Below are 14,410 nucleotides of genomic sequence, written 5' to 3' on the forward strand. Positions count from 1 at the left end.
TGCGCCCTGGCCTGGCACACCCGATCGAGAGCAAACTTGCCTGCGTGCACCTCACCCTCACCCAATCCTCACCTTGAGTGACCGATAGGTTACCAATCTTTGGTCTGGTTGTAGGCCCCAGAAGGCGTCGAAGTCGGCGCTCACCGTAACGGCGATCGCCTCGGCGCGATCATCCGGTCACAGGCGGCGGGCGAATGATGCCAGGAACGCCTCCGTCGTCGCTGATACGGTTCAGTGAAAGTTTCAGAGAGGAGCACGGGGTGAAGAGGCCAACGATCGCCGACATCGCCAGACGGGCCGGCGTGTCCAAGGGGGCTGTCTCCTACGCGCTGAACGGCCAGCCCGGTGTCTCCGCCGAGACCAGGGCGCGCATCCAGGCGATCGCCCAGGAGATCGGCTGGCGGCCCAACGTGGCCGCGCGCTCGCTCAGCGGCGCCAGGGCCGACGCCATCGGCCTGGTCCTGTGCCGCCCGGCGCGCTTCCTCGGCGTGGAGCCGTTCTTCATGGAGCTGATCAGCGGCATCGAGGGCGAGCTGGCGGCCAGCTCGTGCGCGCTGATGCTGCAGGTGGTGGCCGACCACGAGGCCGAGATCGCGGTCTACCGGCGCTGGTGGGGCGAGGGCCGGGTGGACGGCGCGATCCTGGTCGACCTGCACGCCGACGACCCCCGGATCCCGGTGGTCGAGCGGCTGGGCATGCCGGCGGTGGTGACCGGCCACCCGTCGGGCACCGGCTCGCTGCCCTCGGTGTGGTCGGACGAGGTGGCCGTGCTGCGCGAGGTGGTCGAATATCTCGCGGCGCTCGGCCACCGGCACATCGCCAGGGTGGCCGGGCTGCCGGCGCTGCTGCACACCAGGATCAGGGACGAGGCGTTCGCGGAGCTCTGCGCCGAGTCGGGCGTCGGCGAGCATCCGGTCGTCCACACCGACTACACGGGCGAGCAGGGCGCCCGCGCGACCAGGCGGCTGCTCAGCTCCCGGGCCAGGCCCACCGCGATCGTCTACGACAACGACATCATGGCGGTGGCGGGGCTGTCGGTCGCCCAGGAGATGCGCCTGGACGTCCCCGCCGAGCTGTCGATCGTGGGCTGGGACGACTCGCCGCTCTCCCAGGTGGTGCGGCCGTCGCTGACCGCGGTGACCAGGGACATCCCCGCCTGCGGCGCGCACGCCGCGCAGACCCTGCTCCGGCTGATCGGCAGCGGGGAGACGGGGAGCCTGGAGGGGCCGCCGGCGCGCCTGCTGCCTCGGGGCAGCACCGCCCCCGCGGGCCGTGACCGAACCGTTTCACGGGCGATGTAGCCACAGGTCAGCGGCTCCATAAGGGGAAACATTTCAGCAATCTCCAAGGCTGGCTATTGTAACTTACCCGTTTAAGTGGTGAGATCCCTACACCATTGAATTTGGGCGCCAGTCGTGGGGATGCCCTCGCACATCCGCACGCCCTTCGCAGGGGAGTCCCGGCGCCCATCCGACCGATAGATCGGACAGCTCCATGCGACGAACGATGGCAGCGTGCAGCGCGGTCCTGCTGACGGTCCTGAGCGCGGCCTGCGCCACGAGTGGCCAGACGCAGACCAAGCAGGCAGACCAGAACGCCCCCGCGACCCTGTCCTTCTGGTCCACGGGCGGAGACGACGAGACCGCGACCTTCCAGAAGGCGGCCGACCTCTACCACCAGAAGCATCCGAACGTGACGGTCAAGGTGCAGACCCTGTCGTGGAGCGACGCGTACGCCAAGTTGCTGGCCGCGGCCACCAGTCGCAACGGGCCCGACGTCATCTCCGGCGGCATGACCTGGACCATCCAGTTCGGCACCAGGGGCGCCATGGTGGACCTGCGCAAGTACGGCGCCGACTCGCTCAAGGCGCAGGCGCTGCCCGCCCAGTGGGAGTCGGCCATCTCCCCTGACGGCTCGGTGTACGGCGTGCCGCTGGACATGTCGACCCTGGCCCTCTACTACCGCACCGATCTGCTGGAGAAGGCCAAGGTCGAGCCGCCCAAGACCTGGGAGGAGCTGACCGCGGCCATCGACAAGCTCAAGGCCGCCGGCGTGAAGAAGCCCTACAGCCAGGACTGGGGCAACCTGGACTGGATCGGCTACTTCAACTACCTCTACCAGGCGGGCGGCTCGTTCTACACCGCCGACTGCAAGCCCTCGCTCAACACCCCGGAGGCCGAGAAGGCGCTGACGTACTGGGCCGACCTGTACAAGAAGCACGGCGCGCCGACCGCCACCGTGGAGGGCTCCGACGCGCTGGACACCGGCACCGCGATGGTGGTGGCGGGCAACTGGATCGCCAAGGGCATCGACATCAACAAGCCGAAGCTGAAGGGCAAGTGGGCGATGTCCACGATCCCCGCGGGGCCCGCCGGGCCGACCGCGTTCATCGGCGGCCGGGCGATCGGCGTGACCTCCTTCAGCAAGTACGTCGAGACGGGCGCGGACTTCGTCAAGTTCATGTACAGCGACGAGGCCATCGCCGCGATCTCGGACGAGGCCAGGAAGCGGAACATCTCCTACATCTCACCGCGGGCCGACAAGATCGTGAACGGCTCGGTGTTCGCGCCCGAGCAGGCTCAGGTGTTCGAGGCGTCGATCAAGACGGGCAAGGCCGCGCCGGGCTGCCCGGGCTGGGACGAGAGCGCGCCGGACGTGACCAAGCAGCTCCAGTCGGTCATCCTGGGCAAGTCGGATGCCAAGACCGCGCTGGCGGAGGCCGCCAAGGTCATGGAGCGCAACGCCGGTTAGCCGCTCGCCGGGACCGGCCTGGCCCCGGTCCCGGCCCCGATCCAGGAGTCTGACATGGCTTCCCCCATCCCCCTGCGCAGCAGGCTCCGCCGCTACGGCACCTCGTACGCGATGCTGCTGCCCTTTCTCGCGCTGTTCGCGGGCTTTCTGATCTGGCCGCTGGCCAACTCTCTCTATCTGAGCTTCACGAAGTTCGACGGGATCAACCCCGCCGCGTTCACCGGCCTGGAGAACTTCCAGCAGCTGGCCTCGGACGCCAGGTTCCGCCACGCGCTGGGCAACACGGCCCTGTACGTGGTCGCGTCGGTCGTGCTCGGCACGCTGCTGTCGCTGGGCCTCGCGCTGGCCTTCAGCGGCACGAGCTGGCTGCACCGGATCATGCGCACGGTGTTCTTCCTGCCGTCGGTGACCTCCTCCATCGCGCTCATGCTGATGTGGAAGTGGGTCCTCTACCCCAGCGACGTGGGCCTGGCCAACACCATCGTGGGCTGGTTCGGCGGCAAGGCCGTGGCCTGGCTGGCCACGCCGGGGCTGACGATCCCCATCCTGGTGGTGATGTCGGTGTGGGGCGGCATGGGCTACGGCATGGTGCTGTACGTGGCCGGCCTCGGCTCGATCCCCGAGGAGTACTACGAGGCTGCCAAGATCGACGGCGCCTCGACCTGGCACCGCTTCCGCCACATCACGCTGCCGCTGCTGCGTCCCGTCACCACGTACGTGGTGGTGACCGGCCTGATCGGCGCCTTCCAGGTGTTCGAGGCCGTCTACATCGTCTTCTCGTCGGGCGCCAACACCATCGGCGGCGTGCTCGACTCGGGCCTGATGATCGTCCCCTACCTCTACGACCAGGGATTCACCCACTTCAGGCTGGGCTACGCCTCGGCGATCGCCTGGGTGCTCTTCCTGATCATCTTCGTGCTGAGCCTCGTCAACCTGCGCGTGGGCCGCGCCATGAAGGAGCTGTGATGGCCGTCGCCCCGATGGACACGATCGCCCCCGCGCCGCAGCCGTCCCGGCACGCGGCCCCGGCGGGCGGCAGCCGGCGCGCGAAGATCAACGGGCATCTGCTGCGCCTGCCGTTCTACCTGCTGGCGCTGACGATGATCGCGCCGTTCTACTGGCTGCTCATCACGGTGTTCAAGCCGCCGAGGGAGCTGGCCAGGACGCCGCCGTCGTTCGTGCCGCAGTCCCCCACGGTCGCCAACTTCTACGACACGGAGTGGAGCCCCAAGGGGATCAACCCCGGCCACCTGGCGGGCATCTTCCAGCGCTACCAGGTGGACATGGGGTTCTGGCGGTTCATGCTCAACAGCCTCGTCATCACCACCGCCATCACCGTCGGGTCGCTGCTGATCTGCTCGCTGGCCGCGTACGTGATCTCCAAGCACGACATCAAGGGCCGGCGGACGATCTTCCTGCTGATCATCGCCTCGATGATGGTGCCCTGGCAGACGACGCTGATCCCCAACTACGTGATCATGCGGAACCTGGGCTGGCTGGACAACTACGCCGCCTACATCGTGCCGGCGCTGGCCAAGGCGTTCGTGCTGTTCTTCCTGGTGCAGTTCCTGCAGTCGCTGCCGAACGAGCTGATCCAGGCGGCCAGGGTGGACGGCGCCGGGGAGTGGCGGATCTGGTGGAAGATCGTGCTGCCGCTGCTGCGGCCGGCGCTCGCCGCGATGTCGATCTTCATCGTGCTCGCGGAGTGGAACAACTTCCTCTGGCCGCTCATCATCGTCCAGAGCGACGAGATGGCGAACATACCCGTCGCTCTGGCCAGGCTCAACTCCTACTACGTGGGACCCGATCACCAAGGCGCGATCATGGCGGGCGGGCTGCTCGCGTCGGTCCCGACGATCGTCTTCTTCGTGATCTTCCAGAAGTACTTCACCCGCGGCATCGCCCTCAGCGGCCTCAAGGGCTGACCCGGTGCGCCTGGAGCAGCTCCAGGAGGTCCCGGTCCACCGGGAACCCGTCGAGTTGCTCGAAGCGCGCACCGGGCCGCCGGTGCCCGATCACCCCGAACGGCCCCTGGAACTCCCACAACGCGTATCCCCAGCCGAACGAGGCGAACACGCCGAGCACGTCGGACAGCCAGCGCAGCGCGACGTCGTTCGGCGTGTGGTCGTAGCAGCCGAACTCGCCCACGTGGACGGGCACACCCTGCCCCGCCACCTCGCGCCACGGCGCGTAGAAGTCGCGCAGCGCGGCCCGGTCCCAGCGTCGTCCCTGGTAGTCGCAGGGGTAGGCAGGCTCGGCCAGGCCCTGTGAGCCGGGCCACCATTCGGCCCGGTAGTGGCTGACGCTCATCGGCGCGTAGCCGCGGGTGCTGTGGACGACGCCGTGGACGGTGCCGAGGTCGGCCAGCTCCGGCACGGCCAGGTGGCCGCCGCCCAGCCCGTCGATCACGATCGGCCGGTCCGGGTCGGCCCGCCGGATCTCCGCCACCACGCGGCGGATCACCGTCTCGTGCGCCGCCCTGGTGAACCCCCGCTCCCCCACGGAGGGCGGCTCGTTGACGAGGTCGAACGAGAGCTCGTCGCCGGGCACGCCCCGGTAGCGGCGGGCGAAACCGGTCCAGATGGCGGCGAAGCCATCCTGCGCCTCGCGGTCGGCCCAGAGGTTGTGGTGCTCGCTCTCCCACCCGGTGATCACGTAGCCGGGGGCGCGGTGGAGGTTGAGCGAGAGGTGCAGGCCGCGCTCGCGGCAGGCGTCGAGGTAGGTGTCCAGCACCTCGAGCACGCGCTCGTCGGGGTGGGCGTAGTCGAGCCCGTCGGTCCAGAAGCGGTAGTCGCACGGCATGCGGACGAAGTCGAAGCCCCACGCGGCGATCGCGTCCAGCACCCGCTCGTCGACGGGCGCGGGCTTCACGCCGGGGTCCTTCCAGAACATCCACTGCAGGTTGAACCCGTATCGCCTCATGCTTCCACCACCACATCGTTGACGCAGCGCAGCACCGGCACGCGGACGAGGGCCTGCTCGTCCAGGCCCGCCGTGTCGATCAGGAACTCGGCCCGCTCGCCCGGCAGCAGCGTGACGAGCTGGTCGTCGGCCTCGGCGGCCGGGTCCAGCCGGTCGGGGAAGACGGCCAGGTCGCGCAGGAGCGTGCGCGCGGTGACCGTCAGCCGGAGCCCGCCGGGGACGGCCTCGGCCGCGGTGTCGTAGCGCGGCTCGGGCAGGCGCAGGTCCCGGTCGGGCGCGAAGAACCACAGCGCCCGCGCCACCGCCTGGTCGCCACCGCCCGGCGCGGCGATCCCGGTGGCGATCGGCTCGCCTGCCCGGTCGTCCGGCTCGGTGATCGCGGCGGTGATCAGCTCGCTCGCCGGGTCGCCCGGCTCGGCGACGGGCGCGGCCAGCGGCAGGGTGACGACCGCCCGGGGCGGCACGTCCAGCGCGAGGTCCTGCGCCGCGAGCTCGCTGCCGTCGAAGCCGTGCCGTACGGCCCGCGCCGACGCCCGCCACGGCCGCGCGCTGTCGTTGACGGCGACCAGCGCCATCCCGCCGTCGCGCGGCTGCACCGTCAGCAGCCGATCGGCGTACGCCCTGCGCAGCGCGTGGAACAGCGGCTTCCTCCGCCCGTCCCCGTCCACGGCCGACCACGACGTGACCGGCCAGCAGTCGTTGAGCTGCCACACCACGCTGCCCGCGCAGTGCGGCCACAGGGCCCTGAAGTGCTCCACCCCGAGCTGGATGGCACGCGCCTGGTTGACCTGGGTGACGTAGTGCCAGTCGTCGAAGGTCCCGGGGACCGGGAAGTGCGGCTTGAGCCCGGCGGCCAGCTTGAGGTTGCCGTCGACGGCCTTCTGGTGGTGCAGCAGGCCCCGGGAGTCGGGCAGCAGCGGCTCGTCGCTGATCGCCCGGCGGATCGTGGCGTACGCGGCGGGCCCCTGGAAGCCGAACTCGGCGGCCATGCGCGGCCGGTAGTCGCGGTAGACGGTGTAGTCGCGTTCGTTCCACACGTCCCAGATGTGCATGGTGCCGCGGGCCGGGTCGTTGGGCGGCAGGTCCATGGAGCCCGAGTAGGGGCTGCCCGGCCAGTACGGGCGGGTCGGGTCCAGCTCGGCCACGACGCGCGGCAGCGTCTCCAGGTAGAAGCCGCCTCCCCAGCTACGTCCCTGGAGCGGCTCCTGCCAGCCCCAGTCGGCGTAGCCCTCGATGTTCTCGTTGTTGCCGCACCACAGGACCAGGCTCGGGTGCGCGCTCAGCCTGGCCACCTGCTCGCGCGCCTCCGCCTCCACCTCGGCCCCGATCGGGTCCTCCTCGGGGTAGGCGGCGCAGGCGAACGGGAAGTCCTGCCAGACCATCAGCCCGAGCCGGTCGCACAGGTCGTAGAAGTCCTCACTCTCGTACAGGCCGCCGCCCCACACGCGGACGAGGTTGACGTTCGTCTCGCAGGCCTGGGCGAGCCGGGCGGCGTAGCGCTCGCGGCCCACCCTGGTGGGGAAGCAGTCGTCGGGGATCCAGTTGACCCCTCTGACGAACACCTCGACCCCATTGACAGCCAGGGTGAACGCGCCGTCCTCGGTACGCAGCCGCACCTCGCGCAGCCCGATCTGGCGGCGCCACACGTCCTCGCCGGCCGTCACCTCGAGCTCGTAGAGCGGCTGCTCGCCGTACCCTCGCGGCCACCACAGCTCCGGGTCGGGCACCTCCAGCGTGAGCACGGCCTCGTCGCCGTCCTCGGGGATCACGGCGCGGGCCGTCACCCCCTTGATCGCCGCGCTCACCTCGGCGGCGCCCGTCTTCTCCACCCGGACGTGCACGTCCACCCTGGCCGTCCCGTCCTCGACGGTCACCAGCGGCCGGACCTCGGCGATCCTGGCCCCGCTCCACTCGTGCAGCCCGATCGGCCGCCAGATGCCCGCCGTGATCAGCGTCGGGCCCCAGTCCCAGCCGAAGTTGCAGGCCATCTTCCTGATGAAGTTGTAGGGCTGGGTGTAGGCGCCCGGCCGGTGGCCGAGCTCCTCCCGCAGCCGCTCGGCGTATTCGAGCGCCGACCCGAACGTGACCGTCAGCCGGTTGCTCCCGGTCCGCAGCGCGTGGCGCACGTCGAACCGGTACGAGCGGTGCATGTTCGCGGACTCGCCCACCCGCACGCCGTTGAGCTCGACGGCCGCCACGGTGTCGAGCCCCTGGCACACGAGGTCGACGTGCTCGTGCCCGGTGCCGTCCCACGAGAACTCCGTCTCGAAACGCCACTCGGTGCGCCCGATCCAGGCCAGGTGGGTCTCGTTGTCGTCGAGGTAGGGATCGGGGATCAGCCCCGCGGCGAGCAGATCGGTGTGGACGCAACCTGGGACGGTGGCCGGGGCCCGCACGTCGCCGCTCGCGGAGCGGACGGTCCAGGCTTCATGAAGGGGGCGGAACGGGCTCATCAACCCTCCGGGCTCGAGCAGCGGGAATTGCAATCGCATCACTAAACCCGTTTAGTTTCAATGTTTCCGACCATTAACTGAACGGGTTCACGTACGGGCGCGGTGCTGCCCCTGCTGACCATGCGCGGGTTGGCCTGCCGCGCGTCGGTCACCTCGCGGCCCTGCACCAGATCGAGCAGGGCACGGGCGGCGTGGGCGCCGCAGGCGGCGATGTCCCTGCTGACCGCCGTCAGGTGCGGCCGGGCCAGCAGGCACAGGGCGGAGTCGTCCCAGGCCACGACGGACAGCTCGCCGGGCACCGAGATCCCGGCCTCGCGGGCGGCGGCGGTGCCCGCGACCGCCATCACGTCGTTGTCGTACACGATGGCGGTGGGCCGGTCCGGCCCGCGCAGGAGGTCGAGCGTGGCGCGCTCGCCGCTCTCGCCGCTGTAGTCGGCGTACACGGTGACGCTCTCGACGCCCAGCCGGGCGGCGGTGGCCCGCATGGCGGCGGTCCTGACGCCGGTGTGCATGAGCTCCTCGGGGCCCGCGACCCTGGCGATCCTGCGGTGCCCCAGCCCGGCCAGGTGCTCGATCACGGCGGCGAGCGCGCCGCCGTCGTCGATCCACACGGCGGGCAGCCGCCCGGTCCCGCCGGGGCCGCCGATGACCACGGCGGGCAGCCGCAGCTCCTCCAGCACGGCGATCCTGGCGTCCTCGACCCGCAGGTCCACGACGAACACCCCGGCGACCCGGTGCTGCGCCCACCATTTGCGGTAGATCGCGATCTCGGCCTCGTGGTCCTCGGTCATCTGCAGCAGCAGCCCCACGGACGCGGCCGACAGCGTGGCCTCGATGCCGGAGATCAGCTGCATGAAGAACGGCTCCAGCCCCAGCGTGCGCGCCGGGCGGTCCACGACCAGGCCCAGCACGTCCGGCCGGCCGTCGAACAGGGCCCGCGCCAGGCTGTTGGGCTGCCAGCCCAGCTCGGCGGCGATGGCCTGGATGCGGCGGCGCGTCTCGCTGGAGACACCGGGACGGCCGTTCAGCGCGAACGACACGGCCCCTTTCGAGACGCCGGCCCTGCGCGCGATGTCGTCGATCGTGGGTCGCTTCATCGGCCGCCCCTTGGATTTACCGGTTCATATATGTCGCCAAGCGCGACTCTACGGCAAATGACACCGCCCGCCGCACCCCTTGCGGGGTCCGGCGGGCGGATGGGAGATGAAGCGGCGGGTCAGCGCTCGAAGCGACGGCCCGAGTTGCGGCTGTAGCCGCCGCCGTTGCCGCGCTCGTCCGAACGGCCACCGCCCGAGCGGTAGCCGTCGCGCGGGCCGCGCTCGTCCGAACGGCCACCACCGGAGCGGTAACCGTCGCGCGGGCCGCGCTCGTCGGAGCGGGGGCCACGATCGCGGTCGGCCGAGAACGGGCGGCTGCGGTCGGAGGCGTAGCGTCCGCCGCGGTCGTCCGAACGGTAGCCGCCGCCACCGCGCTGGCCGCGGTCGTCCTGGCGGAACGGCCGGTCGTCCGAGCGGTAGCCGCCGCGCGGCCCGCTGTCACGGCGCCGGTCGTCCCCGAAGGTGCGCGGCTCCTGCGAGCGCCCGAACGGCCGCTCACCCTCGGCGTGCGGCCGGGAACGACGGTCCTCGCCGGAGTTGAAGGGCCGCTCGCCGTCCTGGTGACGGCGCGGGCGACGGTCCTCGCCGGAGTTGAAGGAACGCTCGCCGTCCTGGTGACGGCGCGGGCGACGGTCCTCGCCCGACCCGAACGAACGCTCGCCGTCCTCGTGACGCCGGGGGCGGCGGTCGCCGTCGAAGTCGCGGCGGGGGCGGCGGCCGTTGCGGCGCTCGCCCTGACCGCCGCCGCCCTCACGGCGGGGGCGCAGAGGCTTGCGCACGTCCGGCTCCCAGACCGGGATGGCCTCGCCGCTCGGCATGCGGGCGCCGGTCACCTCGGCCACCCGCGGGTGACCGGGCGTGGCCTTCAGGCGGAACGGGTGGATGCCGGCCCGCCGGGTGAGCGCGTCGGTGGAGCGGCGCTCGCTGGGCAGCACCAGCGTGACCACGGTGCCCTTCTCACCGGCGCGGGCGGTGCGGCCACCCCGGTGCAGGTAGCTCTTGTGGTCCTGGGGCGGGTCCACGTGCAGCACCAGGCTGATGTTGTCGACGTGGATGCCGCGCGCCGCCACGTCGGTGCAGACGAGCACGTTGATGGCGCCCTCGCGGAACTCGGCGAGGATGCGGGTGCGCTGGTTCTGGCGCTTGCCGCCGTGCAGGCCGCCCGACTTGACGCCGACCCTGGCCAGCTGCTTGCAGAGCCGGTCGACGCCGTGCTGGGTGCGGACGAAGATGATCGTACGGCCCTCACGGTTGGCGATCTCGGCGATGACGTCGAACTTCTCGTCGCGCGTGACCTGCATCACGTGGTGCTCCATGGTGTCGACCGGCGAGGTCGCGGGGGCCACGGAGTGGGTGATCGGGTTCTTGAGGAAGCGCTGCACCAGCTTGTCGACGTCGCCGTCGAGCGTGGCGGAGAACAGCAGCCGCTGCCCGTCGGTCGGGGTCTGCGCGAGCAGGTCGGTGACGACGGGGAAGAAGCCGAGGTCGCACATGTGGTCGGCCTCGTCCAGGACGCTGACCTCGACGTCGGCGAGCGAGCACTCACCCTGCCGGATGAGGTCGCCGAGCCGGCCGGGCGTGGCGATGACGATGTCGACGCCGCGCCGCAGCGCCTCGATCTGCTTGCCCATGGACATGCCGCCCACGACGACCTTCATGCGCAGGCCCAGGCCGCGGCCGAGCGGCTCCAGCGCGTCGTGCACCTGGAGCGCGAGCTCGCGGGTGGGCACGAGGATCATCGCGCGGGGGTGGCCGGGGGCCGGCCGCACGCCCGCGAGGCGGGCCATGGTGGGCAGACCGAACGCGAGCGTCTTGCCGGAGCCGGTCTGGCCGCGGCCGAGCACGTCGTTGCCGGCGAGCACGTCGGGAATGGTCGCGCTCTGGATGGGGAACGGGCTGTCGATGCCCTGCTTGGCCAGCCCGGTGATGAGCGGCTTGGGCAGGCCGAGCAGCTCGAACTCCGACGGCCTCGGGTCGGCGTCTCTGCCAGAGGCCGAGGCCGTCTGGCCGGAAGGGGCCGGCGAGTCGGAGCCCGCCGCACCGGCGGTCTCGTCGAACGCGGGCATGACAGCGTCAAGCATGGTCACGAAAGTCGTGCCTTTCAGTCGAAGTGGCACGTCACTTCTGCGAAAGGACGAGCCGGGACGTGCGGCGCACGCCGCACAGGGGTTCTGGTCACCCGCCGTACGGGCGGGTCAAATCATTTAAGGGGGGAACACACCGGGCACCGGCCGCAGGCGATGCAGACGCGCGATGAGACGTCAGGTGCGTTTGGTACCAACGCCGGGATGCTATCTGAAATTCCCCGGACGGGCCCGGACCTTCCGCAACCCTCTATGGCACGCTGAAACGGCTGACGAGTCAACATCAGCCGTTTCAACAGAAAAGATCAGACATTGAATCCTAGCATACGGAGCTGATCGCGCCCTTCGTCGGTGATCTTGTCCGGGCCCCACGGCGGCAGCCAGACCCAGTTGATCTTGACGTCGGACACCATGCCGTCGAGCGCCGAGTGGGCCTGGTCCTCGATGACGTCGGTCAGCGGGCAGGCCGCGCTGGTCAGCGTCATGTCGATGGTGGCCACGGGCCGCGCGCCGTCGGCGGGGTCGAGGTTGAGCCCGTAGATGAGGCCCAGGTCGACCACGTTGATGCCGAGCTCGGGGTCCACGACGTCCTTGAGCGCCTCCATGACCTCTTCGACGGTGGTCTCGCCGTCGAAGTCGGTCGGAGTCTCCACCGGCTTACTCATCGGGCACTCCTCACTACCGCATCCTTGTAGGCCATCCACGAAAGCAGCGCGCATTTGACGCGCGCCGGGAACTTGGCCACGCCCGCGAACGCGACCGCGTCGCCGAGCACCTCTTCGTCCGCCTCGACCTGTCCCCTGCCCTGCATGAGCCTGGTGAACTCGTCGACCACGGAGAGCGTCTCCTCGACCGTCGAGCCGGTGGCGAGCTCGTGCAGCACCGAGGCGGCGGCCTGGCTGATCGAACAGCCCTGTCCGTCGTAGGAGACGTCCAGGACCTTGCCCCCGTCGCCCACCTTCACCCTGAGCGTGATCTCGTCACCGCACGTGGGGTTCACGTGGTGAACCTCGGCGTCGTACGGCTCACGCAGCCCCCGCCCCTGCGGGTGTTTGTAGTGCTCCAGGATCAGCTCCTGGTACATCGACTCGCCGATCATGGCTATGCGAACACCTTCTGAACGTGATGGAGGCCGCGGACCAGAGCGTCGATCTCGCCCGTGGTGTTGTACAGGTAGAACGACGCCCGCGTGGTCGCCGGTATTCCAAAGCGTAGGTGCAGGGGACGCGCGCAGTGGTGACCGACGCGTACGGCGACGCCGAACTGGTCGTCGAGGATCTGGCCGACGTCGTGCGGATGGATGCCCGCCAGCGTGAACGACACCGTGCCGCCCCGCTGCTCCAGCGAGTCGGGCCCGATGAGGCGCAGGGTGGGCACCTCGCGCAGGGCGTCGAGCGCGTAGGCCGTCAGCGTGCGCTCGTGCGCCTCGATGGCCTCCATGCCGACCTCGGTGAGGTAGTCGACGGCCGCGCCCAGCCCGATGGCCTCGACGATCGGCGGCGTGCCGGCCTCGAACTTGTGCGGCACCGGCGCGTACGTCGAGTGGTCCATCCAGACCGCCTCGATCATCTCGCCGCCGCCCAGGAACGGGGGCATGGCGTCGAGCAGCTCGGCCTTGCCCCACAGGACGCCGATGCCCGACGGGCCGACCATCTTGTGGCCGGTGAAGGCCACGAAGTCGGCGCCCAGCTCGGTGACATTGACCGGGTGATGCGGCACGGACTGCGACGCGTCCAGCATGATCAGCGCGCCGACCTCGTGCGCCCGCCTGGCCACCTCGGCGACCGGGTTGACGGTGCCGAGCACGTTGGACTGGTGGGCGATCGAGACGATCTTCGTCCGTTCGGTGATCACGGACGGGTCGTAGTCGAGCCGTCCCTCGTCGGTGACGCCGAACCACTTCAGCGTCGCGCCGGTGCGCTGCGCGAGCAGCTGCCACGGCACGATGTTGGAGTGGTGCTCCATCTCGGAGATGACGATCTCGTCGCCGGCCCCGAGCGTGAAGCGCGGATCGGTGTTGATGGGGTTGCCGAAGGCGTACGCGACGAGGTTGAGCGCCTCGGAGGCGTTCTTGGTGAAGATCACCTCGTCGCGCGACGGCGCCCCGACGAACGCGGCGACTCTGTCGCGGGCGCCCTCGTAGGCGTCGGTCGATTCGGCGCCGAGCACGTGCATGGCCCGTCCGACGTTGCTGTAGTGCAGCGCGAAGTGGTCACGCATGGTCTCGATGACCTGGTTGGGCTTCTGTGAGGAGTTGCCCGAGTCGAGATAGACGAGCGGGCGCCCGTCGGGCAGCTCGCGGGAGAAGACCGGGAAATCCTTCCTGATCTTCTCCACGTCAAAGCTGATCTGAGTCATGCAGATGCCTTCGTGTACTGCTCGTAGCCCTCGGCCTCGAGCTTCTCGGCCAGCTCGGGGCCGCCCTCCTCGACGATCCGGCCGCCCGCGAAGACGTGGACGAAGTCCGGCGTCACGTAGCGCAGGATGCGGGTGTAGTGCGTGATCAGCAGCACGCCGGTCTCGCCGGAGGCGCGGAAGCGGTTGATGCCCTCCGACACCACGCGCAGCGCGTCGACGTCGAGGCCGGAGTCGGTCTCGTCGAGCACCGCGATCTTCGGCTTGAGCAGCTCGAGCTGGAGGATCTCGTGGCGCTTCTTCTCACCGCCGGAGAAGCCCTCGTTGAGGTTGCGCTGGGCGAAGGCGGCGTCGATGGACAGCGCGTCCATGCCGTTCTTGAGGTCCTTGGCGAACTCGCGCAGCTTCGGCGCCTCGCCGCGGACCGCGGTGACGGCCGAGCGCAGGAAGTTCGAGACCGACACGCCGGGGACCTCGACCGGGTACTGCATGGCCAGGAACAGGCCCGCGCGGGCCCGCTCGTCGACCGACAGCTCCAGCAGGTCCACGCCGTCGAGCAGCACCTGGCCGCCGGTGATCGTGTATTTCGGGTGACCGGCGATCGCGTAGGCGAGCGTCGACTTGCCCGAGCCGTTGGGGCCCATGATGGCGTGGGTCTCGCCGGAGTTGACGGTCAGGTTGACGCCGCGCAGGATTTCTTTGTCCTCGACGGCGACGTGGAGGTCGCGGATCTCAAGGGTGGACATTG

Annotated in this window: 12 protein-coding genes; 4 read left to right on the forward strand and 8 right to left on the reverse strand. The window is 70.1% G+C overall.

All coding sequences use genetic code 11. From position 1 onward, the window contains the following. Positions 1 to 260: 260 nt before the first annotated feature. The 4 genes from ACWDRB_RS29100 (at position 261) to ACWDRB_RS29115 (ending at position 4,676) form a co-directional block, all read left to right on the forward strand. Positions 261 to 1,301, forward strand: a complete 1,041-nt coding sequence (locus ACWDRB_RS29100; RefSeq protein WP_350740085.1) for a LacI family DNA-binding transcriptional regulator — start codon at positions 261 to 263, stop codon at positions 1,299 to 1,301. A 205-nt stretch (positions 1,302 to 1,506) separates the two neighbouring features. Beyond that, entirely contained in the window at positions 1,507 to 2,751 is a 1,245-nt protein-coding gene (locus tag ACWDRB_RS29105; RefSeq protein ID WP_363969992.1) for an extracellular solute-binding protein, read from the forward strand. Between the two features lie 54 nt (positions 2,752 to 2,805). Beyond that, positions 2,806 to 3,717 carry a carbohydrate ABC transporter permease gene (locus ACWDRB_RS29110; RefSeq protein WP_350740079.1) on the forward strand — a complete coding sequence of 304 codons (912 nt, stop codon included), beginning with the start codon at positions 2,806 to 2,808 and terminating at the stop codon, positions 3,715 to 3,717. Beyond that, the gene (locus ACWDRB_RS29115; protein ID WP_350740076.1) at positions 3,717 to 4,676 is read left to right on the forward strand and encodes a carbohydrate ABC transporter permease; all 960 of its coding nucleotides are present in this window, start codon (positions 3,717 to 3,719) and stop codon (positions 4,674 to 4,676) included. Before ACWDRB_RS29110 ends, ACWDRB_RS29115 begins: the two co-directional genes overlap by 1 nt. Here the strand turns inward: ACWDRB_RS29115 and ACWDRB_RS29120 are convergent. The 8 genes from ACWDRB_RS29120 to sufC all read right to left on the reverse strand — a co-directional run bounded on the left by ACWDRB_RS29120 (position 4,666) and on the right by sufC (position 14,408). Further along, positions 4,666 to 5,673 (reverse strand): glycoside hydrolase family 5 protein, encoded by a 1,008-nt coding sequence (locus ACWDRB_RS29120; protein ID WP_449898853.1) that lies wholly within the window; start codon positions 5,671 to 5,673, stop codon positions 4,666 to 4,668. The two genes, ACWDRB_RS29115 and ACWDRB_RS29120, sit on opposite strands and share 11 nt — an antisense overlap. Further along, complete coding sequence (locus ACWDRB_RS29125; RefSeq protein ID WP_449898856.1) at positions 5,670 to 8,165, reverse strand: glycoside hydrolase family 2 protein; 2,496 nt, start codon at positions 8,163 to 8,165, stop codon at positions 5,670 to 5,672. Before ACWDRB_RS29125 ends, ACWDRB_RS29120 begins: the two co-directional genes overlap by 4 nt. A 2-nt stretch (positions 8,166 to 8,167) precedes the next feature. Further along, entirely contained in the window at positions 8,168 to 9,223 is a 1,056-nt protein-coding gene (locus ACWDRB_RS29130) for a LacI family DNA-binding transcriptional regulator (RefSeq protein WP_449898858.1), read from the reverse strand. A 119-nt stretch (positions 9,224 to 9,342) separates the two neighbouring features. Then, positions 9,343 to 11,304, reverse strand: coding sequence for a DEAD/DEAH box helicase (locus ACWDRB_RS29135; RefSeq protein ID WP_449898861.1), 1,962 nt, complete (start codon positions 11,302 to 11,304; stop codon positions 9,343 to 9,345). A 308-nt stretch (positions 11,305 to 11,612) separates the two neighbouring features. Continuing rightward, entirely contained in the window at positions 11,613 to 11,972 is a 360-nt protein-coding gene (locus ACWDRB_RS29140; protein ID WP_350740061.1) for a metal-sulfur cluster assembly factor, read from the reverse strand. Then, a complete protein-coding gene (gene sufU / locus ACWDRB_RS29145; protein ID WP_350740058.1) occupies positions 11,969 to 12,406 on the reverse strand; it encodes a Fe-S cluster assembly sulfur transfer protein SufU in 438 nt (145 codons plus the stop codon). Before sufU ends, ACWDRB_RS29140 begins: the two co-directional genes overlap by 4 nt. A gap of 2 nt (positions 12,407 to 12,408) precedes the next feature. Then, a complete protein-coding gene (locus ACWDRB_RS29150) occupies positions 12,409 to 13,665 on the reverse strand; it encodes a cysteine desulfurase (protein ID WP_449898864.1) in 1,257 nt (418 codons plus the stop codon). Then, positions 13,662 to 14,408: a Fe-S cluster assembly ATPase SufC gene (gene sufC / locus ACWDRB_RS29155; RefSeq protein WP_449898867.1), complete on the reverse strand. Its 747-nt coding sequence runs from the start codon at positions 14,406 to 14,408 to the stop codon at positions 13,662 to 13,664. Before sufC ends, ACWDRB_RS29150 begins: the two co-directional genes overlap by 4 nt. Positions 14,409 to 14,410 lie beyond the last annotated feature (2 nt).

The sequence above is a fragment of the Nonomuraea sp. NPDC003707 genome (genome assembly GCF_053587055.1).

Bases quoted from the DNA above. Each gene is read 5' to 3' on its own strand.
- sufU (WP_350740058.1), bottom strand. From the start codon at position 12,406: ATGATCGGCGAGTCGATGTACCAGGAGCTGATCCTGGAGCACTACAAA.
- ACWDRB_RS29150 (WP_449898864.1), bottom strand. From the start codon at position 13,665: ATGACTCAGATCAGCTTTGACGTGGAGAAGATCAGGAAGGATTTCCCG.
- ACWDRB_RS29130 (WP_449898858.1), bottom strand. From the start codon at position 9,223: ATGAAGCGACCCACGATCGACGACATCGCGCGCAGGGCCGGCGTCTCG.
- ACWDRB_RS29120 (WP_449898853.1), bottom strand. From the start codon at position 5,673: ATGAGGCGATACGGGTTCAACCTGCAGTGGATGTTCTGGAAGGACCCC.
- sufC (WP_449898867.1), bottom strand. From the start codon at position 14,408: ATGTCCACCCTTGAGATCCGCGACCTCCACGTCGCCGTCGAGGACAAA.
- ACWDRB_RS29105 (WP_363969992.1), top strand. From the start codon at position 1,507: ATGGCAGCGTGCAGCGCGGTCCTGCTGACGGTCCTGAGCGCGGCCTGC.
- ACWDRB_RS29110 (WP_350740079.1), top strand. From the start codon at position 2,806: ATGGCTTCCCCCATCCCCCTGCGCAGCAGGCTCCGCCGCTACGGCACC.
- ACWDRB_RS29135 (WP_449898861.1), bottom strand. From the start codon at position 11,304: ATGCTTGACGCTGTCATGCCCGCGTTCGACGAGACCGCCGGTGCGGCG.
- ACWDRB_RS29125 (WP_449898856.1), bottom strand. From the start codon at position 8,165: ATGCGATTGCAATTCCCGCTGCTCGAGCCCGGAGGGTTGATGAGCCCG.
- ACWDRB_RS29115 (WP_350740076.1), top strand. From the start codon at position 3,717: ATGGCCGTCGCCCCGATGGACACGATCGCCCCCGCGCCGCAGCCGTCC.
- ACWDRB_RS29140 (WP_350740061.1), bottom strand. From the start codon at position 11,972: ATGAGTAAGCCGGTGGAGACTCCGACCGACTTCGACGGCGAGACCACC.